The sequence below is a fragment of the Streptomyces sp. AHU1 genome, from assembly GCF_045343905.1.
GTDB lineage: Bacteria > Actinomycetota > Actinomycetes > Streptomycetales > Streptomycetaceae > Streptomyces > Streptomyces triticiradicis.
The window spans coordinates 8,641,409-8,663,882 of sequence record NZ_CP174283.1; the positions used below are offsets into that span (position 1 = coordinate 8,641,409).

At 70.4% G+C, this 22,474-nt stretch carries 15 protein-coding genes; 10 read left to right on the forward strand and 5 right to left on the reverse strand.

Features of this window, described 5'->3' with window-relative positions:
- Positions 1 to 27: 27 nt before the first annotated feature.
- Both ACICHK_RS38185 and ACICHK_RS38190 read left to right on the forward strand, forming a co-directional pair.
- A complete protein-coding gene (locus tag ACICHK_RS38185) occupies positions 28 to 702 on the forward strand; it encodes a DUF4328 domain-containing protein (RefSeq protein WP_406840551.1) in 675 nt (224 codons plus the stop codon).
- A 100-nt stretch (positions 703 to 802) separates the two neighbouring features.
- Complete coding sequence (locus ACICHK_RS38190; protein ID WP_406840552.1) at positions 803 to 3,226, forward strand: SpoIIE family protein phosphatase; 2,424 nt, start codon at positions 803 to 805, stop codon at positions 3,224 to 3,226.
- A gap of 22 nt (positions 3,227 to 3,248) precedes the next feature.
- Here the strand turns inward: ACICHK_RS38190 and ACICHK_RS38195 are convergent, their stop codons facing one another.
- Positions 3,249 to 4,235 (reverse strand): phosphotransferase, encoded by a 987-nt coding sequence (locus ACICHK_RS38195; RefSeq protein ID WP_406840553.1) that lies wholly within the window; start codon positions 4,233 to 4,235, stop codon positions 3,249 to 3,251.
- Positions 4,236 to 4,310: 75 nt separating this feature from the next.
- Positions 4,311 to 6,371, reverse strand: a complete 2,061-nt coding sequence (locus tag ACICHK_RS38200) for a restriction endonuclease (protein ID WP_406840554.1) — start codon at positions 6,369 to 6,371, stop codon at positions 4,311 to 4,313.
- Positions 6,372 to 6,511: 140 nt separating this feature from the next.
- Here ACICHK_RS38200 and ACICHK_RS38205 point away from each other — a divergent pair, with 140 nt between their 5' ends.
- From ACICHK_RS38205 to ACICHK_RS38220, 4 genes are all read left to right on the forward strand, one after another.
- On the forward strand, positions 6,512 to 7,411 hold the full coding sequence (locus ACICHK_RS38205) for a phosphotransferase family protein (RefSeq protein WP_406840555.1): 900 nt from the start codon (positions 6,512 to 6,514) through the stop codon (positions 7,409 to 7,411).
- A gap of 148 nt (positions 7,412 to 7,559) precedes the next feature.
- Entirely contained in the window at positions 7,560 to 9,647 is a 2,088-nt protein-coding gene (locus tag ACICHK_RS38210) for a hypothetical protein (RefSeq protein WP_406840556.1), read from the forward strand.
- A 129-nt stretch (positions 9,648 to 9,776) separates the two neighbouring features.
- Positions 9,777 to 10,466, forward strand: a complete 690-nt coding sequence (locus ACICHK_RS38215) for a DJ-1/PfpI family protein (protein WP_406840557.1) — start codon at positions 9,777 to 9,779, stop codon at positions 10,464 to 10,466.
- 64 nt (positions 10,467 to 10,530) lie between these two features.
- A complete protein-coding gene (locus ACICHK_RS38220) occupies positions 10,531 to 10,872 on the forward strand; it encodes a hypothetical protein (RefSeq protein WP_406840558.1) in 342 nt (113 codons plus the stop codon).
- 33 nt (positions 10,873 to 10,905) lie between these two features.
- Here ACICHK_RS38220 and ACICHK_RS38225 read toward each other — a convergent pair whose 3' ends face one another.
- The 3 genes from ACICHK_RS38225 to ACICHK_RS38235 all read right to left on the reverse strand — a co-directional run bounded on the left by ACICHK_RS38225 (position 10,906) and on the right by ACICHK_RS38235 (position 17,014).
- Positions 10,906 to 11,355 (reverse strand): spore-associated protein, encoded by a 450-nt coding sequence (locus ACICHK_RS38225; RefSeq protein WP_406840559.1) that lies wholly within the window; start codon positions 11,353 to 11,355, stop codon positions 10,906 to 10,908.
- A gap of 113 nt (positions 11,356 to 11,468) precedes the next feature.
- Positions 11,469 to 13,307 (reverse strand): glycoside hydrolase family 15 protein, encoded by a 1,839-nt coding sequence (locus ACICHK_RS38230; protein WP_406840560.1) that lies wholly within the window; start codon positions 13,305 to 13,307, stop codon positions 11,469 to 11,471.
- 20 nt (positions 13,308 to 13,327) lie between these two features.
- Positions 13,328 to 17,014: an ATP-binding protein gene (locus tag ACICHK_RS38235; RefSeq protein ID WP_406840561.1), complete on the reverse strand. Its 3,687-nt coding sequence runs from the start codon at positions 17,012 to 17,014 to the stop codon at positions 13,328 to 13,330.
- A gap of 978 nt (positions 17,015 to 17,992) precedes the next feature.
- On the opposite strand from ACICHK_RS38235, the gene ACICHK_RS38240 reads away from it, so the two are divergent.
- From ACICHK_RS38240 to iolE, 4 genes are read left to right on the forward strand one after another with little or no spacing between them, the layout of a single operon-like run.
- The gene (locus ACICHK_RS38240) at positions 17,993 to 19,921 is read left to right on the forward strand and encodes a GMC family oxidoreductase (protein ID WP_406840562.1); all 1,929 of its coding nucleotides are present in this window, start codon (positions 17,993 to 17,995) and stop codon (positions 19,919 to 19,921) included.
- Positions 19,918 to 21,042, forward strand: coding sequence for a ferritin-like protein (locus ACICHK_RS38245; protein ID WP_406840563.1), 1,125 nt, complete (start codon positions 19,918 to 19,920; stop codon positions 21,040 to 21,042). The genes ACICHK_RS38240 and ACICHK_RS38245 overlap by 4 nt, the downstream gene beginning before the upstream one ends.
- A complete protein-coding gene (locus ACICHK_RS38250) occupies positions 21,039 to 21,563 on the forward strand; it encodes a hypothetical protein (RefSeq protein WP_151469539.1) in 525 nt (174 codons plus the stop codon). The genes ACICHK_RS38245 and ACICHK_RS38250 overlap by 4 nt, the downstream gene beginning before the upstream one ends.
- The gene (gene iolE, locus ACICHK_RS38255; protein WP_406840564.1) at positions 21,560 to 22,474 is read left to right on the forward strand and encodes a myo-inosose-2 dehydratase; all 915 of its coding nucleotides are present in this window, start codon (positions 21,560 to 21,562) and stop codon (positions 22,472 to 22,474) included. The genes ACICHK_RS38250 and iolE overlap by 4 nt, the downstream gene beginning before the upstream one ends.

Sequence of the window (22,474 nt, forward strand, 5' to 3'; positions counted from 1 at the left end):
GGACGGGCGGCTTCCAGGGAGTGCGAAGTGTCCGAAGCGGTCAGGTCGCCGCGTGGGCGGGCCCGGTTCGCGGGCGCCGTGCTCGCCGCGTTCGCGCTGGTGAGCGCCGCGGTCGGGCTGGTGGCCTGGCACAAGTACCGGCTGCTGGCGGGACCGGTGCCCCCGGGGCCGTACGTGGACAACCCGCTGGTCGGGGCCGACACGTACTTCAGGAACCTGCAGGGCTGGCGGACGGGGCTGCTGGTCGCGGACCTGCTCCAGTTCAGCGTCTGGCTCTCCGGCATGCGTGATGTCGCGGACGCGCTCTGGCGCCAGGGACAGCGCAGGCGCAGGGCGTGGCTGGTCTTCGGCTGGGTGGTCCCGGTGGCGCAGCTCTTCGTGCCCAAGATGTTCGTCAACGACCTGTGGGCCGCCGGCGGGCCGGAACCGCGGCGCCGTCGCGGACACCCCCTGCTGACCGCGTGGTGGCTGTCCGTCCTGTTCGCGGCCAACGGGTACGGCGATGCCGTCGACGATCTGAGGGAAGCGGCCACCGCGAGCCAGGCCCGCCATGCCCTGCGGCAGATGATGGTCGGGGAGGGCCTGCACGTCTGCGCCGCCGCGCTGTCGATCGCCGTCGTCCTGCGACTCGTCCGCAGGCTGGAGCGTGCCACCGCGACGGCGTCCACCGAGATCCGGCCGACGGGCGGGACGGGATCCTGAGGACGCGTGGCCGGGCGGAAGGGGGCGAGTCGCGGACGGGGACCGGGGGGAGGAACATCGGAGGCACGGAGACAGAGTGGTGGTTATGGGGACACCTTCGATGCATTTCAGCGAGAGTCCGGAGGACCCGTTCGCCCTCGGGCACGCCGCTTCGGCCGTGCTCGACGATCACGGCACCGTGGTCGGCTGGAGCGCACGTGCGCAGGAACTGCTGGGCTACCCGGCCAAGGAAGTGATCGGACGGGCGTGGCAGGACCTCCTGGTCGACGCCCGTGACCTGCCCGTCGCGCGGTCCGTCGTCGTGGACGCCCTGAGGGCGGGGGGCTGGTTCGGCGTCCTGCCCATCCGGCACCGCGACGGACGGCGTGTGGAGATGGGTTTCCGGGGCCGTGCGATCGTCCGTGACGGAGAGCGTCAGGAGTGGTTCCTGGTCGGTGCCCCCGCCGCGGAGGTCGTCGCCTGGCAGCGGGACCGCGCGCTGCTGGACGGCCTGTACCGCCGGTCCCCGATCGGTCTGGCCATCCACGACGCGGACAGGAGGGTGATCCGGGTCAACCGTGCGATCGAGAAGGCGAGCGGCATCGCGGCCGAGGCGACGGTGGGCCGTCGTGCCGGTGAGTTCCTGGTCGACGAGGACGCGGGGCCGGCCGAGGAGCGGGTACGCCACGTCCTGGAGACCGGTGAACCGCTGATCTTCACGGAGCAGTCGGCCCGGACACGCCACGCTCCGGGGCGGGAACGGATGGTGTCCGTCTCCGCGTTCCGGATGCAGGACTCATCGGGCCGGGTCCTCGGCGTGGCGGAGACGATCGAGGACATCACCCAGCGTCACCGGGCTCGGCGCAGGCTCACTCTGCTGAACGAGGCGAGCGCCCGGATCGGAACCTCACTGGACGTGGCGCAGACGGCCCGGGAACTGGCCGAGGTGGCCGCCCCCGGTCTGGCCGACTACTGCTCGGTGGACCTCCTGAAGCCGGTGGTGCTCGGTGACGAACTGCCCGCGGACACGGCGGGTGCGCTCCTGCGGGTCGCTTTCTCGCCCGCGGAACCACGGGTCCCGTTCCAGGAGGGTGACGTGGTCCCGCTCCTTCCGGAGTCCCCGCAGGCACGGTGCCTGGCCGAGCGCCGCCCGGTTCTCGAACGGCTGCTGTCCCTCCGCCCCGAGTGGTACGCCATGGACCGGCGGCGGATCGAGGTCGCCTCGGGTCTCGGCGTCCATTCCCTGATCGCGGTGCCCCTGATGGCACGCGGCCAGGTGCTGGGCGTGGTGAGCCTGTGGCGGGTACGCCATTCGGAGCCCTTCGAGGACGACGACGCCGCGGTGGCCCACGAGTTCTCCTCGCGCGCGGCCGTCTGCATCGACAACGCGCGCCGCTTCACCCAGCAGCAGAGCGCCGCGCTGACCCTGCAGCGCAGTCTGCTGCCGGGCGAGGTGTCCGACCTGCCGGCCGTCGAGGTGGCCTGCCGGTACCTCCCGGCGAGCGGTGAACCGGGCATCGGCGGTGACTGGTTCGACGTGATCCCGTTGTCAGGGGCCCGGGTCGCCCTCGTCGTGGGAGACGTGGTCGGCCACGGGATCCACGCCGCGGCCTCGATGGGGCGTCTGCGCGCCGCCGTGCGCACCCTGGCCAGCCTCGACCTGGAACCGGACGAGGTGGTGGCCCGGCTGGACGATCTGGTCGGTCTGCTGGCCGCCGAGCTGGAGACGAACGCCGAGAGCAACCAGTCGGCGGCGATCGAGCAGGTGCTCGGGGCCACCTGCGTCTACGCGGTCTACGATCCGGTCTCCCGGCGGTGCTCCCTGGCACGCGCCGGCCACCCGGCGCCCCTGGTGTCCACGCCGGACGGCCAGGTGACCGTGCTCGACCTGCCCGCGGGCCCACCGCTCGGCCTGGGCGGACTGCCGTTCGAGATGTACGACCTCGACCTCCCGGAGGGCAGCCTGCTCACGCTCTACACCGACGGCCTCCTGGAGGCGCGCGACGGCGACGTCGACGCCGCGCTGGAGAATCTGCGCGAGTGTCTCGCCCACAGTGCCGATCCTCTGGAACTCACCTGCCACGGCGTGGTCGAAGCGCTGCTGCCCACGGACCGCCGCCCCACCGACGACATCGCGCTGCTCATGGCCCGCACCCGGGTGCTGCCGCCGGAGAACGTCGCCACGTGGCAGCTTCCCCTGGAAGCGACCGCCGCCGCCCGCGCCAGGGAGCTGGTCACGGCGAAACTGGACGAGTGGGGGCTGTCGGACATGGCCTTCACCACCGAGCTGGTCGCCAGCGAGCTCGTCACCAACGCCTACCGGTACGCGGACGGCCCCGTCACCCTGCGCCTCATCCGCGCGCAGTACCTGATCTGCGAGGTGTCCGACACCAGCCACACCTCCCCCCACCTCCGGAGGGCCCTCAGCACGGACGAGGGCGGGCGCGGGCTCTTCCTGGTCGCGCAGCTCACGGAGCGGTGGGGCACCCGCTACGCCCACGACGGCAAGACCGTCTGGACGGAGCAGCCCCTGCCGCCCTCCTGACCACCCGCGGCCACGGCCCACGCTACGGGAGGAGCGCCAGGGCCTCCTTCAGGTTGTGCTCCGCGATCCCGTGCATGAGGGCCCGGTCGGGGAAGTCGCCGTCCAGCAGGCGCAACGGGCCGGCGACCAGGGACAGGCGCATCGCGAGCCGGTAGAGGTCCAGCCGCCGCGGGTCGAGGCCGGGCCGGGCCAGGACGGGGTAGAACTCCCCGAAGCGGATCTGCAGAAAAGCGTGCTCCCATTCGATGTCGAAGTGCATGAGCCCCTCGATGTCGATCAGCACCGCATGCCCGTCGGCATCGACCAGGACGTGGTCGGGGCCCAGTTCTCCGTGGATCAACCCGTACGCGGCACGGGGGGCCACCAGCGCGCTCAAGCCGTGGAGACGGTCGCGCAGGCGGCCGTCCGCCGCGGCGATCCTGCGGTCCCTGCCCGAGGCCTCCTCGAGATCGCGCAAGGCCCGGTCGAGGACCGACCGCTCGCAGGAGACCCCCTTCGCGGTGCCGCCCCGCTCCAGCAGATCCACCCGGCCGTACCTCGGGGCGAGGTGCCGGTGCATCGCGTCCACCGTCGCGGCCAGTTCGTCCAGGGCCGCGGCCGCACGGGCGGGGTCGCTCGTGAAGAGTGCTTCGAGAGTGCCGGCGGAGATGTCCTCGACCACGGCCAGGTCCGCCGGGTAGCGGCACCGGCTGCCGTCCGCCAGGAGGACCCGCGGGGTCCTCGCACCCAGGCTTTCCAGACTTCGCCGGGCGGCGAGGAAGGGGGCCAGGCCCGACGCGGGTGCGAACGGGTCGTCGGCGTCCATGTCGTTCCGGCCCGGCCAGAAGTTCTCCTCCTCGGCCCAGCTGTAGACGATCACGCTCGCCATCGGGGTTCCGTCGACCCGGACCCGGTACACCCCCTTCTTGCTGCCCCCGCGCAACCGGTCGATCCCGACCACACGGCAGGCCGGTCCCAGTACGTCACGCACCAGTCCCGACAGGTCCTCGATCCCCGCGAGCTTCCGCATCGGCAGAACGTATCGAACAGCGTTGTCGCCCGGACAGTGAAATACGCCTTCGGCAGCTGCGGGCGCGAAGTCCGCCTAGTCCACCTCGATGCCGAAATCCCGCACGAGTTCCTCCAGGCCACCGGTGTAGCCCTTGCCGCCCAGGACGAAGTCCCAGTCGCCGTTCGGCCTTCGGCGGAAGGACCCGAGCACCAAGGCGGTCTCACGGGGCCGGCCGTCGGAGACCTCGAGCTGTCCCAGCTCGGTCATCCCCGGGTCGAGCAGACGGATGCGGGCGTCCGTGAATCCGGAGAGGTCGGCGTCCGGGTTGACCTCCGGGTCGATCGCGGCCGCGAGGACGAACCGGTCGGCCTCGTCCGGCAAGTCGTCGAAGGAGACGCGGATCGCGGCCTTGTCGGGTGCGGTGGCCGCCAGGGTCCGCACGGAACCGTCGGCCGTCCGTGGGTTGTTGAAGAAGACGAAGTGATCGTCGCTGAGGACCCGGTTGCCCCGGCAGACGAGAGCGCACACGTCCAACGCCACGCCTCCGGTCCACGACATGCCCAGGACGTTGTGATCGTCGGGCAGCCGAGTGTCGGGACCTGACGACGCCGGCTGTGCCGGAGCCCGGCGGGCAGCCTCGCCCAGACGTCCGCGCAGCCCGTGACGGTGCAGCAGATCGACGAGTTCGGGGCCCGAGATCAGCTCGAGCGGCTTGCCGTTGGCGAAGGTGTGCGAGCCGGGGCCGAACCCCGACGTCGTCACGAGGACACCTTTGTTGGCGCCGGCGTCCTGCACCGTTCCGTAGAGGTCACGCACGGCGGTGGGCGGCACCGTGTTGCGATAGCGCTTCACCTGAACGACGATCTTCCCGCCCCGGATCGGTGCCGGATCCAGCGCGTCGACGTCCACGCCGCCGTCGTTGGAGCGCTGGGTCGTGACCGCCTGCATCCCCATGGCCCGGAAGAGATCGGCGACGAGGTTCTCGAAGGCGATCGGATCCATGCCGTACAGGTCGGGTTCCTCGTCACCGCCGTGCGCGACGACGCGGTTCCCGACGTCCTGCGGCCGACGGCTCGGCCGTACCGGCGTGAGCTGGTCGGGGCGGGCCGAGAGCTGTCCGCGCAGTCCGTCGACCAGACAGCTGCCCGCGTCCACCTGGGCCAGGTGCAGGCCGCGGAACGTCGAGGCCGAAGCCATCACGGTCGCCAGGTGGATCCGGCCCGGTCGGCCCGTCGCCGGGTCGTGCCCGTCCACGAACCCGTTCAAGGTCACCGACTCGAGCGCGCCCGGCTCGTCCGCGGCGAAGAGCTCGTGCAGGACGAGGAGCACGCACTGTGCGAGCACCTCCCGGTAAAGGGCGCGACGCTGGCTCACCGGGCGGGCGGTTTCCTTGTCCTGGCCGGTCCCGGACACGTACCGGACGGACTTGACGTCGGGGACGACGTCGTAGGCGGGCAACTCCCAGTCCAGCACCAGCTGTCGAGCCGCCGGGTCGTAGGCCGCCGTCACCTGACGCGGAAAGCCCTCCGGCCATGCCTGCGAGGCGTAGAGGGCGGCGGAGAAGTACTCCACGACCGAGTCGGGATCACGGCGTCCCACGCCATCGGCCACCTGGGCGATACCGGCGTTGTGCCGCCTCACCTCGGCGAGCTGGGCGTCGGCCCACTGCTGGTGCTCCCGCCGGTACGACGCCAGTTGTTCTTGTCGCCGGGCCTCCGCCGCCTGGGCCGCGTGCCGGTCCCGCTCGAAACGGGCCCGCGCCTCGGCCTGTGCCTGGGCCCGGCGGCCGGCCGTCCACCCGTTCTGCGTCTGGTAATGGCTGAAGTCGGGCATGGCCACGGGCTGCGCCAACGGTCCCGGAGCGAAGGGCTGCACCTCCTCGCGCCGCATGAGGGAGGAGGCCCTGAAGGCCGGAGCCCGGCAACCCGAGGAGAGGAGGCTCTGCAGCGACGCGACCCGTGCGTCCAATTCCTCCGTGCGGCGCAGCGCTTCCGCCTGCCGGTACTCGCGGTGGCTCTGGGCGGCCCGCCGTTGACGGGCACGTGCCTGCTGGGCTTCTTGTCTCCGCCGTCTGGCCTCGGCTTCCTGCTGGCGTTGCTGCTGCCGTTGCATCTCTGCCCAGACGCCGACGAATCCGGTCGAGCGACGACTCATGTGGTGCAGGCCCTCCCCGATGTGCTCTGGCTGTCCCCACAACCAGGTGTGACGAGATGACTTTATCCAGCAACGGCCGGCCCGCGCGGCCACCCGGCGACCACCGTCGGCCCCATGCGGTCGATCGGTAGGATCGGCGGATGAGCAGTCGCAGCCGTGACCGCGTCGCGGACGTCCGCAGCGTCGTGGCCGCGCACCTGCCCGACCGCCGGATCGAGTCCGTCGTACCGCTCGGCGAGGGCCTGGACAACCTGGCGTACGAGGTCGACGGTGAGCTGATCGTGCGCGTCAGCAAGGAGCCCGACCCGGCACGGCGGGCCGCTCTGGTGGGCCACGAGGCGCGCGTGCTCGCCGCCGTCGCCGGCATCTCGCCGCTGCCGGTCCCCGAACCGGCGTTCACGGACGTGGAGCGGGGATGCCTGGCCTACCGCAAGCTCCCCGGCGTGCCCCTGCTGGACATGGCGCCGCACCGGCGAGCGGCCCACGGCACGTCGGTCGCCGCCACGCTCGGCGGGCTGCTCACCGCGCTGCACGCCGTTCCGGTCGACCGGCTGGCCGGTCTGGTGGACGTGGACCACCGGCCGCCGGCCGAGTGGCGGCACGAGGCCGCGGAGAACCACGCGACGGTGGCCGGGCGGGTGCCGGCGGCGCACCGCCGGGCCGTCGAGGCGTTCCTGGACGCCGAGCCACCGCACGATGGATGCACCCCGGTGTTCTCCCACAACGATCTGGGGATCGAACACGTTCTCGTCGACCCCGTCACATGGACGGTGACCGGCGTCATCGACTGGAGCGACGCGGCCGTCGTCGACCCGGCCCACGACTTCGGACTGCTCCACCGAGATCTCGGCCCTGCCGCCACCCGCGCCGCCATCGGCGGGTACCGGTCCGACGCCGACGACCTCGGGGCGCTCGGCGAGCGCGCCGTGTTCTACGCCAGGTGCAGCGTCTTCGAGGACCTCGCGCACGGCATCCGGACGGAACAGCGCAAGTACGTCGACAAGAGCCTCGCCGCGATGGAGTGGCTGTTCCCGGCATAGCGGCCTCGTCCCGGCCGAGGCCGCCTCCGCGCATGCGTCGACGGGCCGGCCGTCGAGCGGGGAAGGGGATGTCGGACCCCTGTGACAGGGTGAGTCCCCGACGGAAGACCCGTCCGGGACGGATCCCGGAGACCTCAGGGAGCAGCACGTGAACAGCCCCGACACCACTCCGCCCGGGCGCCGTACGGCCCGGCGGAGCTCGGACTTCGCCACGATCTCGGCCTGGTGGCGTGGGCTCGGCGGCGACGGGTTCCTCGTGCTGCCACCGCCGAGGCGGGCCCGCTACACCCAGTCCGAAGGCCACGGTGACGCCGCCGCCCTCGTCGAGGCGCGGGGCCTCACCGGCCCCGTCTCCTTCGCCTACTGGCACTGGCAGTCCCATGAGCGCGCCTTCGACCGCTCCGGCGCGCTGACGGGCGAACTGCTGCTGCACTGGGGCGGCGATCACGCCGCCGTCGCCGCCGGGCTCGGTGAGGGACCGCCCGGTTTCCGGGTCGTCGACGGCGGGCCACGGAGCGCCTTCCAGCTGGACCGGGTCACCCGACGGGACGAGGCGGGTCTGCCCGACCCCGTGGACCCCGACGGAGTCCGCCAGTTCCTCAAGGCGCTCGACGAGCCGGTGGACAGCAGTGCTTCCTCCCTCCGGTACCGGCTGCTGTCACCGGCCGAGGCCGCATGGCTCCACGACCGGCTGCGCGACCCCCTGGACCTCTCCGCCGCGGCCCGGTTCGTGGTCCCGCTGGAGCGGCGGAACGGGCTCACGCCCGACGAGACGGAACGGCTGCTGCGTACCTGGCGGTTGGAGTACGGGGGGCGGTTCGCGGAGTGGGGCGCCTGGCGGGAACTGCTCCACGCGCTGCTGCGTCACGGCCACGAGGCGGCGTGGGAGATCGTCGCGGCCATGGGCTCGGGGACGTCCGGCGTGCTGCGCCAGGTGCCGTCCGAGCGGGGCCTCGCCGTGGTGCGGGAGTTCGCGCTCGCCGGCGACCGCGGTTCGGTCCACGCCTGGCTGGAGCTGCGCCGGTCGCTCCACGAGCCCGACGCGGTACGGGCCGCGGCCGGCCTCGCGGCGGAACTCACCGCGTCCGACGCCCCGGAGACCTCCCTGCGCGGACTGTACGACGCGCTGATCTGGGGCGTCACGGCCGACTGGCGCCGGGAGACGGGGGCGGACCACCACGCCGGCCGCTCCTACGCCGCCCTCGCGGCGGTCCGCCTCTGCACCGACGAACGGCTGCCGCACGTGCTGCGCGTCCTCGCGGCGGAAGCGGCCCGCGACCAGGCGGATCTCGTACGGGAGGAGGCGCTCCGGCCCGGCGGTTCCGTGCTCGTCGGCATCGACACCACCGGGGTACTGGCCGCCGTGGACCGTTACGAAGCCGCCCGGGACGGGCTCCTGTCCGGTACCGGACCCGATCTCAACGCCTACGAGGGGGCGCTGCGCGGGGCGTGGCACCGGTACCGGACACTCGCCGACACCGACGTGCGCTGGCTGCGGGAGCGCGTGGCCGACCCGGAGACCGGTCTGCAGGGGCTCGGTTTCTGCCTCGAACTCCTCCTCGCCCACGGCCTGGCCACGGGGGCCGAGGTCGAGGCGCTGCTGCCGCGCCGGCTGAAGGACCTCACCAAGACGTACCGGACCACGTACACCGAATGGCGCCACCCCTTGGTCACCCTGACCTGTCTGGCCCTCGATCTGGGTCATCCCGCCGCGGGAAAGCTCGTCGCCTGGTGGAACGGAGCCCGGCCGGTCTGGAAGAACGAGCTGCGTCTCCTCACCCACCTCGGCGCCCCCGACGAGGCCAAGGCCGCCGAGCTGTGGGACTTCGTCACCTCGCGCGCCCACGACGTGGGCCAGCTCATGACCTGGGTGCTGGTCCGGGCCCGTCTCGACGGGGAGCACCCGCTGTTCGTGGCCGACCGGCTGCTCGGCACCCCCGGTATCAACGATCACGTCCTGCGCCGGGTCCTGATCGGTGTGGCCGACCCCGGACAGCCGCTGTGGCACTACGCCGTCGACCCCCGCGGCAGGAGTTGGTGGCAGCGAGCCCTGGAGGTCGCCGAGCACCCCGGCCTCTCCGCAAAAGCCCGGGCGATCGGCCTGCGGACCGCCCGCGAGCACTACCTGATCCGTCATCCGGACCAGCTGAACCCCGTACCGACCGAGACCGAACGCGCGGCGGCCCTGGCCTGGATCGACCGGCACGCAGAGGGCCGCCCGGCCGTTTCGGACTGACCTCCTCACACGGTCCGGATGTTCTTGGCACTATCCCGTCGAAACCTGTCACTAGTGCCACTGGGCGATCGGACCGGCAGCCGGTTGACTTCGGAGCGGCCGATGGAAACCACTCCCGAAGGAACATCCATGCACATTCAGGTCGTCCTGTTCGACGGCTTCGACCCGCTCGATGTCATCGCCCCCTACGAGGTGCTGTACGCCGGCGGCTCGGCGTCGGACGGTGCGGTGACCGTCGAACTGGTCTCCGCGGAGGGGCCCCGTGAGGTGATCAGCGGCACCGGAGGTCTGACACTGCGCGCCACCGGTGCCCTCGACCCGGAGCGCGCGGACATGCTTCTGGTGCCCGGCGCCTCCGGCCGCGTGGGCGAGCCCGGCGAGGTCCCGGAAACGGAGGCGGGCGCCGGTGAACGGAAGCAGGACGAGTTCATCCCGGTGCTGCTGGGCCGCACGCTGACCACCGGACTCCCCGCCCTCCTCGAGCAGGCGATGAACGATCCGGACACCACGGTCGCCACCGTCTGCGGCGGCTCGCTCGTCCTGGCCATGGCGGGCCTGCTGGAGGGACGCCACGCCACCACCCACCACCTGGGCCTGGACATGCTGGACGCCACCGGCGCACACGCCGTCCGCGCCCGCATCGTGGACGACGGCGACCTGATCACCGGAGCCGGCGTCACCTCCGGGCTCGACCTGGGCCTGTACCTGCTGGAACGGGAGGTGGGTCCCCGCGTCGCGCACGCCGTCGAAGAACTCTTCTCCCACGAACGGCGCGGCACCGTCTGGCGCGCCCAGGGCCTGACGCCCGCCGCCCTCTGAACGCCCGGTCCTACGCGGCGCGGCCGCTCGCCGTTCCTCCCACGCAGTCAGGAGAAGTATCAGCATGTCCGTCGAAGGCACCTGGAACCTGTCCGTCTCCACTCCCATCGGCAGGATCGAGGCCGTGATCGAACTCCGTGAGCAGGACGGCCTCCTGGCCGGTGTCGCCCGCGGCGCCGGAGAGGAGGTGCCCCTCGTCGAGGTGGCCCTCGACGGTGACCGGCTCACCTGGAAGCAGGCCGTCACCAAGCCCGTGCGGCTGAACCTGGCGTTCGACGTGACGGTCGACGGCGACACCCTCCGGGGCACCTCCAGGGCCGGCCGGCTTCCGTCCTCGAAGGTCGTCGGCGAACGTCGGACCGAACCGGAGCACCGGGCACGAGCTCGTCCCGGCAGGACTCGGTGAGCCTGCCGGGACGAGTCGGGACGGAGCGGTGGGTCAGCGGGTGTAGGTGACGCGCTGTTCCTTGAGGGAGGCGCAGTTGGAAGCGGAGACCTGGGTGTAGACGTTGTCGATGTGGCCACCCCAGTCGACGCAGTGGCCCTTGCCGTACACGTAGGACGGTCCCGCGTACGACGTGTACCGCCCGTAGTCGTCGGAGCCCACGCCGGTGTCGGGGACGTAGATCCACGTGGACATGTCCAAGGCGGTGCCCGGGTTCTTGCGGATGGTCGTGACGCAGTTCTGGCCGTTCGAGGAGTTGTACGTCAGGTAGACGGTGCCCAGGGAGCCGATGGCGGCCGAGTTGACGGTCTTGTAGGCGCTGCCGCAGACCTTCTGCGGCGTGGTGTTGGGAGCGGCCGAGGCGGGCGCCGCCAGAGCGGTGCCCGCCCCCAGGGCCAGCGCGGCGAAGGCGCCGACCGCCACGGCGGAACGATTGAAGCGCATATTTCCCCCTTGTGATCTTTGTGGAAGTTTCCTCCTGCTTGGTATGACACAAGGGATCTCGAAACGGTTGTACTGGGCCGAAAAGGCGTGCGGCCAAAGGCGCGCGGCCCGCGCTATCGTCCGTCGAGCGCCTTGTCGAGGGTGAGGGTCGCGTCGATGAGGGCGAGGTGGGTGAACGCCTGCGGAAAGTTACCGAGTTGACGCCCCGTCAGGTCGACTTCCTCCGAGTACAGACCCAGGTGATTGGCGTACCCCATCATCTTCTCGTACACCAGCCGTGCCTGGTCCGTCCGCCCCGCCCGGACGAGGGCGTCGACGTACATGAACGTGCACAGCGAGAAGGTGCCCTCCGAGCCGCGCAGGCCGTCGGGCGACGCCTCCGGGTTGTAGCGGTAGACGAGACTGTCGCTGACCAGCGCCCGCTCGATGGCGTCCAGGGTCGAGGCCCATATCGGATCCTCGGGGCTGAGGAACCCGACCGTCGCCATGCGCAGCAGCGAGGAGTCCAGTACGTCACTGCCGTAGTGCTGGACGAAGGCCTGCTGTTCCTCGTTCCACCCCTTGGCCATGACCTGTTCGTAGACGGCGTCCCGTTCGGTCTGCCACCGTCCGTACGCCGACGGCCAGCCCTTCGACTCGGCGAGGCGCAGGGCGCGGTCGAACGCCACCCACGACATGACCCGGCCGTAGGTGAAGTCCTGGCGCCCTCCGCGGGTCTCCCAGATCCCCTCCTCCGCCTGGTCCCAGTGGTCGGCCAGCCAGTCCAGGTTCTCCCGCATGGAGGTCCATCCCATGTGCCCGACCTGGAACCCGTGCTGGTGCGCGAAGTAGATGCTGTCCAACGCCTCGCCGTAGATGTCCAGTTGGAGCTGCGTAGCGGCGCCGTTGCCGATCCGTACCGGCGCGGAGCCCGCGTAGCCCTCCCAGTGGCCGAGGATCTGCTCGTCCAGGTCGGTCGAGCCGTCGACCTTGTACATGATGTTGAGCGGGCCCGTGCTGCTGCTGTCGCCGGCCCGCTCCTTGACGCGGTCGCTCAGCCAGACGATGAACGCCCGGGCCTCCTCGGTGAAGCCCAGCCCCAGCAGGGCGTACACGGAGAAGGAGGCATCACGGATCCAGGTGAAGCGGTAGTCCCAGTTGCGTTCGCCGCCCAGTTGCTCCGGGAGGGCCGTCGTCGGGGCGGCCACCAGGGCGCCGCTGGGCGCGAAGGTCATGAGCTTCAGCGTGATCGCGGAACGCTCCACCATCTCGCGCCAGCGCCCGGTGTAGCGCGACTGCGTCAGCCAGGAGCGCCAGAACCCCACGGTCCGGTCGAAGAGTTCCTGGTACGCGTCCAGGCGGACCTCGGCGGGCGGCCCCTCGGCGCCCATCTCCAGAACCACCCCGCGGTGCTGACCGGCCTGCAGCGTCACCGACACGCTCAGGTCGCCGTCCTGGTTCGTGAGGACGTCGAGGAGCCGCTCGTCCTCCGGTTCACGGATGGGGTGCATGGTGAGCTCGGTGCCGTCCTCAGCGGCGAAGACCGCTCCGTGCCCGGTGACGTGCAACTCGTGCTTCACGCGTCCGTAGTCGAACCGGGGGGCGATCTCCACCTGGAACGTCATGGTGCCGCGCACACAGCGGACCAGACGGACCAGCCGGTGGCGGGAGGTGACCGTCGTACCGGTCACGGGCATGAAGTCGACCACTTCACCGGCGCCCGCCTCGGTCATGAACCGGGTCACCAGGATCGCCGTGCCGGGCAGGTACAACTGCTTGGTCGCATGCGTCAGATGCGCCGGACGGACCGTGCAGTGACCGCCCTTCTCCTTGTCCAGCAGCGCCCCGAAGACACTCGGCGAGTCGAACCGTGGGGAGCAGAACCAGTCGACCATGCCCTCGGTGGTCACCAGCGCCGCGGTCTGCAGATCGCCGATGAGACCGTGGTTCTCGATCAGTGGGTAGCCGTCCATCGGAGCGCTCCTCTCGGTCGTCAAAGAAGGTGTTCGTCCTCATCGGTGCTCTTGCGGTTCCTGTTGGCCATCTCCTCCCAGAAGGCGTGCAACTCCCTGACGGGGACGCTGACCCATGGCGCGGTGTGCCGGCTGACGGCCGGCGGATGCCAGCGGAAGCGGCTGTGCAGGAGCGCCTGTTGCTGCCGGCAGAACAGTTCCGCCACCTCCGCCTGCGCGTTTCCGGCCTTGGGGGGATAGGGGCACAGACGGAACTCGCACGGGGACATGCAGGTGGTGCGGGATTCGCCCTTGTCCACCCGGCCGATACTGCGTTCGGGGTGGAGCAGGCCCCGGTCGTGGGTGAGACAGTGCGGGAGGGCGGCCCTGTTCGAGAGCTTCAGGCGTTCCTCGATCTCGTCCGGGCTCCCTTTGCCCTCGGTGAGGTTGAGCAGGACCATGACGTCGGCGAGAAGGCGTTGCGCTCGAGGATGCAGGCTGCTCCAGCCGACGGACGGGGAGATCCACAGGTTGTGCTTGCGGTAGCGGTCCGGATCGGCCGGGGCCGAACCGACGCTGTTGCTGACCTCGCTCTCGTCGATCCAGATGAACCGCTCGGGGTGTCCTGTCTCCAGGGCCAGGGTCACCAGATCGCCGGCTTCGGCGATGAACGGGTGGAGGACCTTGTCGCCGTGGCGCCGGTATGCGGCGCCGATGTGGGCCGGGGTCTTCTCGTGTGCGCTGCCGGCCATCGCCAGCCATCGGGTGACCGACTTTATGGGCTCCACGGGGCCGCCGGACGCCACGTCGTCGTCCTTCGTGAGGCCGGTGACCGGTGGCGTGGAACGGCTCCGCCGGTTCGTCGCGCCGGACCCGGGAGCGCGTCCGACGGTGTCGGGGAGCTCCCACAGGCACAGGGCCTGAAGCAGACTCAGCTGCGCGTACCAGTAGCGGCTGCAGGTGAGCATCTTCTCCGCCTGGGCCACCAGGTGGGCCCGGGTCTCCTCGTAGGCCTCCGGGTGCCGTCTCCGGCGGTTCGCCGCGTTCTTGAAGCCCTGGGCCAGGGCGTTCTCCAAAGAGAGCGGCATGAGCGGGCTCTGCTGTCCGGGCTGGGGGGTCAGGGTGCGCAGCCAGATGCTCAGCCGTTCCTTGGCCTCGTCGCGGTACTTCTCGGAGACGGACCCGACGACCATGGGGACGAGCCAGGCCCGGAGGGTGAAGTGGCGCCACCATGTGGTCCGGCTCTGCTCGTACTCCCTCACGATCCAGTCGTGCTCCCGCTGCCTCTTCTCCGCCGCCTCCGGGCCGGCGGCGGGGTCCGGATCCCCCTCATTGAGCCAGGCGGTGTAGTCGCGGTCGAGTTTCTGCTTGGCGTCACGGATCTTTCCCAGGTACTGGGATATGGGATCGGATCCGAGGGGGAATTCCGTGCGCAGTTCCTGGAAGGCCGCGTCGCCGCCGGCGGCGATCTGATGCGCTATCGCGATCCGGACACTGTGGGAGGGTTCATGCGTGCCGATCTGGAAGAGGTGTCTGTAGGGAAGGGTCGGGCGCGCGGGATCCTGTTCCGGACATCCTGAAGGGGGACGGCTCGCCCTGCCGCGACGGTCCCGTTCGCGCAGGGCGGCTCCGAAGTTCCGCACCAGCCTCAGCTTCGCGCTCTCGATGGTCCGCTGGTCGCCCCTGATGTCGAGGCCCGCCCATTGCTCGTCGAGCTCATGGGCCAGCTTGTCCTGGATCGGCACCGGATCGACACAGTCTATTTCCAGGGCCGCGGCGTACAGGTCGAAGTACTTCGCGTCGTGCCGGGACGCAGCGGCGTTGCTGAGCAGCTCGGCCAGTTTCGGCGACGTTCCATGACGGTTCCGGGCCCGAGGAGCGGTGCGCGACGCGGCATCCGGCCGGGGAGTGAGAGGAGCCGCCCGATGACGTGAGAGCAGCACCAGCGCGATGAGCAGCTCCCGCGACGGGCCCGGGCTGTGCAGCGCCGGCTCGACGACCGCGGCGATCTTGTCGTCCGGCAGTTCCCTCAGCAGGCGGTAACCCATGTACGCCTGGAAGATGCTGTGCGGGAACCTGACTTTGTTCTTGCGGCCGTACACCAGTCCGAGGAGTTGGCCGTTGGCGGTGTGTCTCGCCAATTCCGTCCGGCACTCGTTGGGGTAGTCCAAGGTGTTGAGCCAGGGCGCCCTCCCGCCGATCTTTCGGCACATCACGCCCCATATCGCGTCGCGTTGCGCCGGGGAGATGGAAAGGCGGGTTCCGTACTGCTGGACGGTGTCCGGTGATTCCTGCTCCTTTCCCTGGGACTGTGCGCGGAGGCGGAGGTCGTTCGCGTGTGCGCTGACGAAATCGTCGAACGTGACCTCGATGCTGTCCTGCAGAAGTCCCAGGCAGGCCATGGCCGACACGACCCACATGGTCTCCCGGCGCTCCTCGCGGCCCATCACCAGATCATCGAATATGCGCCCGTCCTCGATGGCCTGGCGATAGGTGTTGAGGAATCCGAGCCGGAGAGTGGAGCAGTCGTTGCTCCGCGTGTCCAGGCGGTCCTTCTCGCCGCGGAGGGTGAGGTGATCCAGCAGCCCGCACTGCTGCAGCAGCCGGGCGATCCGCAGGTAGATCGGCGATTCCACGACCTTGGCGGTCTCCACCACCCAGTCGAGGCGGCGCTCGTCCAGCTCGCCCGGTTCCCGCACCAGGTACTCCAGGGCGGCCTCCTCGCTCAGGGGTTCCATGTCGGCGATCGCCGCCCGGGTGCCCTCCAGCGGTGTGTGCGGACGCGAGGCGATGACCAGGGGCAGCTTCTGGCGGTCCGCCCGCTCTATCGCCCGCCGGATGATGTTGTCGCGGTCCTCCTGGTACTTCTCGTCGAGAAGGGCCTCCTCCAGGCCGTCGGCGATGACGACGACCTTGCCGTCGAGCCTGAGCTGCCGCCACGTCTTGTCGATGTTGCTGCCGGTCAGCACTCCCTGGTCCGCCTCTTCCGCGAAGCGGCGCCGCGCCATTTCCTCGAAGTCGAGCTCACCGTCGCCCTTCATGTCACGCAGGCTTATGGGCACGGGAACGGCGGACTGCTGTGCCAGCATCCGGGTGAGTTCCACCAGTACGGCTGTTTTCCCGACGCCCACACCACCGACGAGCAGATAGGGCTTCCGGGTTTTCCGATTGCGGAGTGTCTGGGCGATCGCCTGGGTCAGCTCACGGCGCCCGACGATCCGGTTGCCGAAGGTCCCGGCCGTGGAGACCAGCTCGTGCGGACGCGTACGCGCCTTGTCCACGAGCGGCTTCTTGGTCTTGTGATACCAGTAGAGAAGGAAGAACGTCAGGATCAGGGAACCGGTCAGAACGGGGCCGACGATATGGGAGACGGCGTCGAGCCACAGAGAATCCAGTACTTTGTGGAGCTGTGAATGCTTGAGCTGCTCTTCCGTTTCATTATTGGTCTTCTGGAAATCGTAGACGAGCAGTCCCACCCAAACGAGAAGAACAATCGTCCCGAGAAAAGCGTATACGCGCAGCAGCGGTCCGAGGGAGAACCAGCCGGGGCGCCAGCTGCGTGCCGCGGCGATGCTCTTGTGCGCTTCCCTCTTCGTCCTGAAAGCGCGCCATTCCTTGCGCGTCGCCCCGGAGAAACGGGACCACCACCGCCGCGGGTACAGCGTGTACCACGGCGCGTCGTGCGGCCGTTCCTTGCCTTCCGGGCGGCGGATCACCTTGGTGGGCATGAGGACGTTTCCTCCGTGCTGCACATCGCTGAGGGACACGTCGTACGGGCGCCGGACGGGGAGACATACGGAAACCCGTGACCTGTGCGGGCGGCACCACGCATCACCTGCGCGTGCTCCGCCCCGCACCGCCGCAGAGCCGCCCCGCACGGGGCTGCTGCCTCGCGAATATTCCTGTGGCACGCATGCCTTCATTTCCATCAAAGCACTGGTGGGGAAGATCGCAACACGGCCCGGTGGCCGGTCGCCGGAGGCCTCCCGCGCGGCCGGGGACACGGGCGAGGACCGTCTCCGGACAGGGGTGCGATCCACCGGTGGGCCGACGACGGCCGACCCGTCCAGGACGCGGCACGAAAAGCTCATTCCCCGCGGCCGGCCGCGCAGTTGACCGGCGAGGACCGGCTGAACACCTTTGAGCTCCTGCAGGCCGACGGCCGTGGCGGGCTTCCAACGGATCGGCGGCGCGGGCGTATTGCGCGTACGGGAAGCGCGGGACGCCCGTGCCGACCGGTCACGGCCTCCAGGAAACTGTGTGCGTAAAAGGTTTCCTGAGGCTCCTTCAGATGATTCCGCCCCGCCCGCCGACAGAGCGCGGCGGGAGGAACGCGCCCCGGCAAATTCAGCGATCTTGGGGGTACCCGCGTATCGTTGCTGACGCGGCGACGGATTGTGCGCCGTACACCAGCAGCGACACCAAAGCGCAGCTCGACCGTCGAAGCTGCCATGAACAAGTTGCCATGAACAATCTGCGCTCTCTGGCGCCGTTCATCGGCTCGGTCGCGCAGAAACCCCACACCTATCCGTGGCGGCAGCCCATGGACGCATGCGGTGTCCGCAGCGATCCTCGGTCGCCGGGCGACGACGCCCCCCGTGCGTCCGCACGGCCGGGCCGAGGCCGTGTGACCCCTGCCGACCGACTCGGACCCGGGCCGCCACGCCGGTCCCGGCTGCGCCTGGCAGTGGAGGAGTGACTGTCCCATGTACGCGAAGTTTCCCAAGGGGGCGGCGCACCGCACCGACCCCGGGGCGGCGGCCGAGGTCCTCTACGACGCCGTCGTCGTCGGCGGCGGCATCTCCGGCGCTCTGGTCGCCCTGCGGCTGAGCGAAGCCGGCAGGAAGGTGCTGCTGCTCGAAGCGGGCCCGGCCGAAGACCTCACGCTCAGGGGCTACGAACGCTATCTCGACCGGTTCTACTCGGCCATCAGCAAGGACAACCAGGCCCCCTACCCGGCCGTCGCCAACGCCCCGATGCCCCGCGGCACCGACGCACGGCGCATCACCCCGGGCGCGCCGGACGCCTCGGCCTACATCGTCCAGAGCGGGCCCTTCGCCACCGACACCACCTACACGCGGGTCCTCGGCGGCACCACCATGCACTGGGAGGGCAAGGCGCTGCGGATGCTGCCCGAGGACTTCCGGATGCGGACGCTCTACGGCGAGGGGGCGGACTGGCCGCTCACCTACGAGGACCTCGCCCCGTACTACAGCGAGGCCGAACGCGAGATCGGCGTCTCCGCCGACGTGGAGGACCAGGCCTACCTCGGGATCGCCTTCGACGAGGACTACGTCTTCCCCATGAAGGGACTGCCCCTGTCCTATCTGGACCGGACGGTCGCCAAGGACGTCGACGGGATGCCGGTCGACCTCGACGGGGAGCACCGGGAGCTGCGGGTCCGGCCGTTCCCGCAGGGCCGGAACGGCATACCGAACCCGGCCTACGACGGCGGACGGGGTTACGTGCCGCGCGGGGCGGTGAGCGCGTACCAGGTCGAGGTCGGCGAGCGGTGCCAGGGCAACAACAACTGCGTGCCCATCTGCCCGGTGCAGGCCAAGTACAACGCCGGCAAGACCCTGGCCCTGGCCCTCCAGAGCGGCCGGGTCGACCTGGTGGCACAGGCGGTGGCCCACAAGGTGCACGTCGACGAGGACACGGGCCGGGTGACCGAGATCGAGTACCGCCGCTACGACCGGCCCGACAGCCCCGGCCACACCACGATGAGAGCCCGCGGCCGGCTGTTCGTCCTGGCCGCCAACGCGGTGGAGAACCCCCGGCTGATGCTGGCCTCCGGGCTGCGCGGTTCGAGCGGCCTGATGGGGCGGAACTTCATGGACCACGCCTACCTGCTCGCGTGGGCCCTGCTGCCGGAGGTGGCCGGCACCTTCCGTGGCACGATCTGCACGGGCGGCATCACCGACCTGCGCGGGGGCCGCTTCCGCAGCCGCCAGGCGGCGTTCACCGTCGACATCCACAACGACGGCTGGGGCTGGGCCCGGGGCGCGCCGATGACCGACCTGATCGGCCTGGTGGACTCCGCCGGCCGCTACGGCGAGTCCCTCCGCCAGGGCCTGGTGGACCGGGTGTCCCGCCAGCTGCAGCTGGCGTTCATGGTCGAGGTCCCCGCCGACCCGAGCAACCGGGTCACCGTGAGCCCGGACTTCACCGACGAGCTGGGCAACATGAGGCCCGTCCTCAGCTACAACGTCCCCGAGTACACCCTGCGGGGCGTGGCGTACGCCCGGCAGCTGTCGAGAAGGATCTTCGCCCGGCTGGGGGCCGAGGACCACACCGCGTACGACCCGGACTTCTGGGGCTACGCCGTCCACGACGGCGAGGGGTACGAGATCCGCGGGGGCAACCACCTCGCCGGCACCCACGTGATGGGCCGCGAGCCGGCGACCTCGGTGGTCGACGCGGACCAGCGGTGCTGGGACCACGAGAACCTCTACATGGTCGGCGGCGGAAGCATGCCCACCGTGGGCACCTCGAACGTGACGCTCACCCTCGCCGCCCTGTGCCTGCGCAGCGTCCGGGCCATGCTGGCCCAGCTCGACTCCGAGACCGCACCGATCGAGGTCACCACCGGCCGGGACCGGGCGGCGGCCACCTCTGGGGAGACGGCACCATGATCGCGTCGACCATCGAGAACCGTGACGACCTGGTCAGCTACCTGAACGCGGCGATGTCGCTCGAGCACGCGACCATCCCGCCGTACCTGACCGCGTACTACTCCATACACTCCGGCACCAACTCCGACGCCGCCCACATCATCCGGGTGACCGCGGTGGAGGAGATGCTGCACCTGACCCTCGCCGCCAACGTCCTGAACGCCATCGGCGGGACTCCCGACCTGACCCGCCCCGGCTTCGTGCCGTCCTATCCGGCCTACCTGCCGGACGGGGAGGACGACTTCACCGTCGACCTGCGGCCGTTCTCCCCCGAAGCGGTGGAGACGTTCTGCAAGATCGAGCGGCCGGGCAAGGCCCCCAGCGCCGACTCGCGGCTGGTGGAGACACCGGAGGACAGCAGGGCCCGGTTCCTGGTCTCCAGCCCCACCGACGAGGAGCTGCGCTTCTACAGCATCGGCGAGTTCTACGAGGAGATCATCGAAGGGCTCGAGAAGGTGGCGGCCAACGACCCCGCGCTCTTCAGCGGGGACCCGTCCCGTCAGGTGGGGCCCGAGTACTTCTACTCCGGTGGCGGGGCGATCACCGTCGTCTCCGACCTGCGATCGGCCCAGCAGGCACTCCGGTTCATCGCCGGCCAGGGCGAGGGCCTCGACTCCGGCATCTACGACGCCGACGGGGAGCTGGCCCACTACTACCGGTTCCGGCAGCTGCAGCTCGGGCGTTACTACCAGGTGGGCGACCACCCCGACGCGCCTTCGGGGCCTTCGCTGAGCATCTCCTGGGACGAGGTGTACAAGGTGAAGGTGAGCGCCCGGCTGGCCGACTATCCGACGGGATCGGAACTCGCCCGTGTCGCACGGGACTTCAACGCCGACTACGGGGCGTTCCTCGCCCTGCTCACGAAGGCGTTCGACGGGCAGCCGGACCTCCTGCAGGAGGGTGTCTGCGAGATGTTCCGCCTGCGCGACGGGTTCAACCGGCTGGTGTGCAACCCCCTGCCGGGGAGCGGGGGCCTGCACGCCGGTCCCACCTTCGAGATCCCGGCCGGGGACGGGCCCGATCCGGGGGCCTCGACCGACGCCGGGGCGACCGACGAGACGGCCCGGGCGGTGACACGATGACCGCCCCGTCGTTCGAGAAGTTCGTCTCCCTGTCGGTCGACCTCACCGCCTTCGAGGAGACCGACCTGCTCGGCACCGGCATGGCCCACGAATATCTGGCGAAAGTGCGGGCCGCCTGCGGAGACGAGGTCGTCACCGACCTCCTGGACGCCCACCGGGCGGCCCGGGCCGACGCGGCCGGTGGTGCCGGAAGCCACGCCCGGACCCCGCTCGACCGGGATCTGTTCGACCGGGCCCTGCGCCATCGGATCCTCAGCGACGAACGGCTCGGCCCGGTGGCCCGCAACGTGATCAAGCTCTGGTACGCCGGGATGTGGTACGCGCTGCCGCCCGAGTGGACCGACCGCTACGGAGTCCGGACGGCGGCCGGAACCTCCACGGTCACCGCCGCGGCCTACCAGGAGGGGCTGCTGTGGCGGGCCATCGGGGCCAATCCTCCGGGTGCCAAGGCGCCCGGATACGGCTCCTGGGCCCAGCCGCCCCGCATCGCGGACCGTTACCTGAAGGGAGCGACGAGATGACGGCCACACTCCACCGTCTCAGTCCGGACAAGGTGAAGCTCGGCGTCTGCTGCACCCTGTGGTGGAACGACGACTTCCCCTCCATCGACGCCGGCATCTCCTTCGGCCAGGCCGTGAGCGACATGGCGCTGGCCGGCTTCCAGGGCTGCAGCATCGGGCACAAGTACCCCTCGGACGCCGCCGAGCTCAAGGCCGCACTCGATCTGCGCGGTCTGAGCGTGTCCGAGCCCTGGACGAGCACGTACTTCACGGTCGGCAGGATGCGGGAGAAGACGATCGCCGCGTTCGAGGAGACGCTGTCCCACATCAAGGCCCTGAGCGGGACCGAGCTGGTCGTGGCCGAGTTCGGGGCCTCGTCGCACCTGCTTCCCGTGGACGTGTTCGCCAACCGCCCCGTCTTCACCGATTCCCAGTGGGACGCCCTGACTTCGGGCCTGCACGAGCTCGGCGGGATCGCCCGCTCGGCCGGGATGAAGCTCAGCTACCACCACCACATGGGCACCGGCGTGATGACCCGCGCCGACATCGACCGGCTGATGGCCTCGACCGATCCGGAGCTGGTCCACCTGCTGCTCGACACCGGCCACATCGCCTTCGCCGGCGACGATCCGCTGGAGGTGGTCCGGGCCCACGCCGACCGCATCGGCCACGTCCACCTGAAGAGCGTGCGGCCCGAGGTCGTGAGCCGGGTGCGCGAACAGGGCCTGTCGTTCCAGGAGGGCATCCAGCTCGGTGTCTTCACCGTGCCCGGAGACGGCGGGATCGACTTCCGGCCCATCCTCGAGGCGCTGGCCGCCGCGCATTACGAGGGGTGGCTGGTCGTGGAGGCCGAGCAGGACCCGAACAAGGCCGTCCCGCTCGAATACGCCAAGAAGGCCCGCGCCTACCTCGCCGACATCCTGGGCTGGTGA

Coding starts and splice junctions, on each gene's coding strand:
- ACICHK_RS38190 (WP_406840552.1), top strand. CDS start 803: ATGCATTTCAGCGAGAGTCCGGAGGACCCGTTCGCCCTCGGGCACGCC.
- ACICHK_RS38195 (WP_406840553.1), bottom strand. CDS start 4,235: ATGCGGAAGCTCGCGGGGATCGAGGACCTGTCGGGACTGGTGCGTGAC.
- ACICHK_RS38200 (WP_406840554.1), bottom strand. CDS start 6,371: ATGAGTCGTCGCTCGACCGGATTCGTCGGCGTCTGGGCAGAGATGCAA.
- ACICHK_RS38205 (WP_406840555.1), top strand. CDS start 6,512: ATGAGCAGTCGCAGCCGTGACCGCGTCGCGGACGTCCGCAGCGTCGTG.
- ACICHK_RS38215 (WP_406840557.1), top strand. CDS start 9,777: ATGCACATTCAGGTCGTCCTGTTCGACGGCTTCGACCCGCTCGATGTC.
- ACICHK_RS38220 (WP_406840558.1), top strand. CDS start 10,531: ATGTCCGTCGAAGGCACCTGGAACCTGTCCGTCTCCACTCCCATCGGC.
- ACICHK_RS38225 (WP_406840559.1), bottom strand. CDS start 11,355: ATGCGCTTCAATCGTTCCGCCGTGGCGGTCGGCGCCTTCGCCGCGCTG.
- ACICHK_RS38230 (WP_406840560.1), bottom strand. CDS start 13,307: ATGGACGGCTACCCACTGATCGAGAACCACGGTCTCATCGGCGATCTG.
- ACICHK_RS38235 (WP_406840561.1), bottom strand. CDS start 17,014: ATGCCCACCAAGGTGATCCGCCGCCCGGAAGGCAAGGAACGGCCGCAC.
- ACICHK_RS38240 (WP_406840562.1), top strand. CDS start 17,993: ATGTACGCGAAGTTTCCCAAGGGGGCGGCGCACCGCACCGACCCCGGG.
- ACICHK_RS38245 (WP_406840563.1), top strand. CDS start 19,918: ATGATCGCGTCGACCATCGAGAACCGTGACGACCTGGTCAGCTACCTG.
- ACICHK_RS38250 (WP_151469539.1), top strand. CDS start 21,039: ATGACCGCCCCGTCGTTCGAGAAGTTCGTCTCCCTGTCGGTCGACCTC.
- iolE (WP_406840564.1), top strand. CDS start 21,560: ATGACGGCCACACTCCACCGTCTCAGTCCGGACAAGGTGAAGCTCGGC.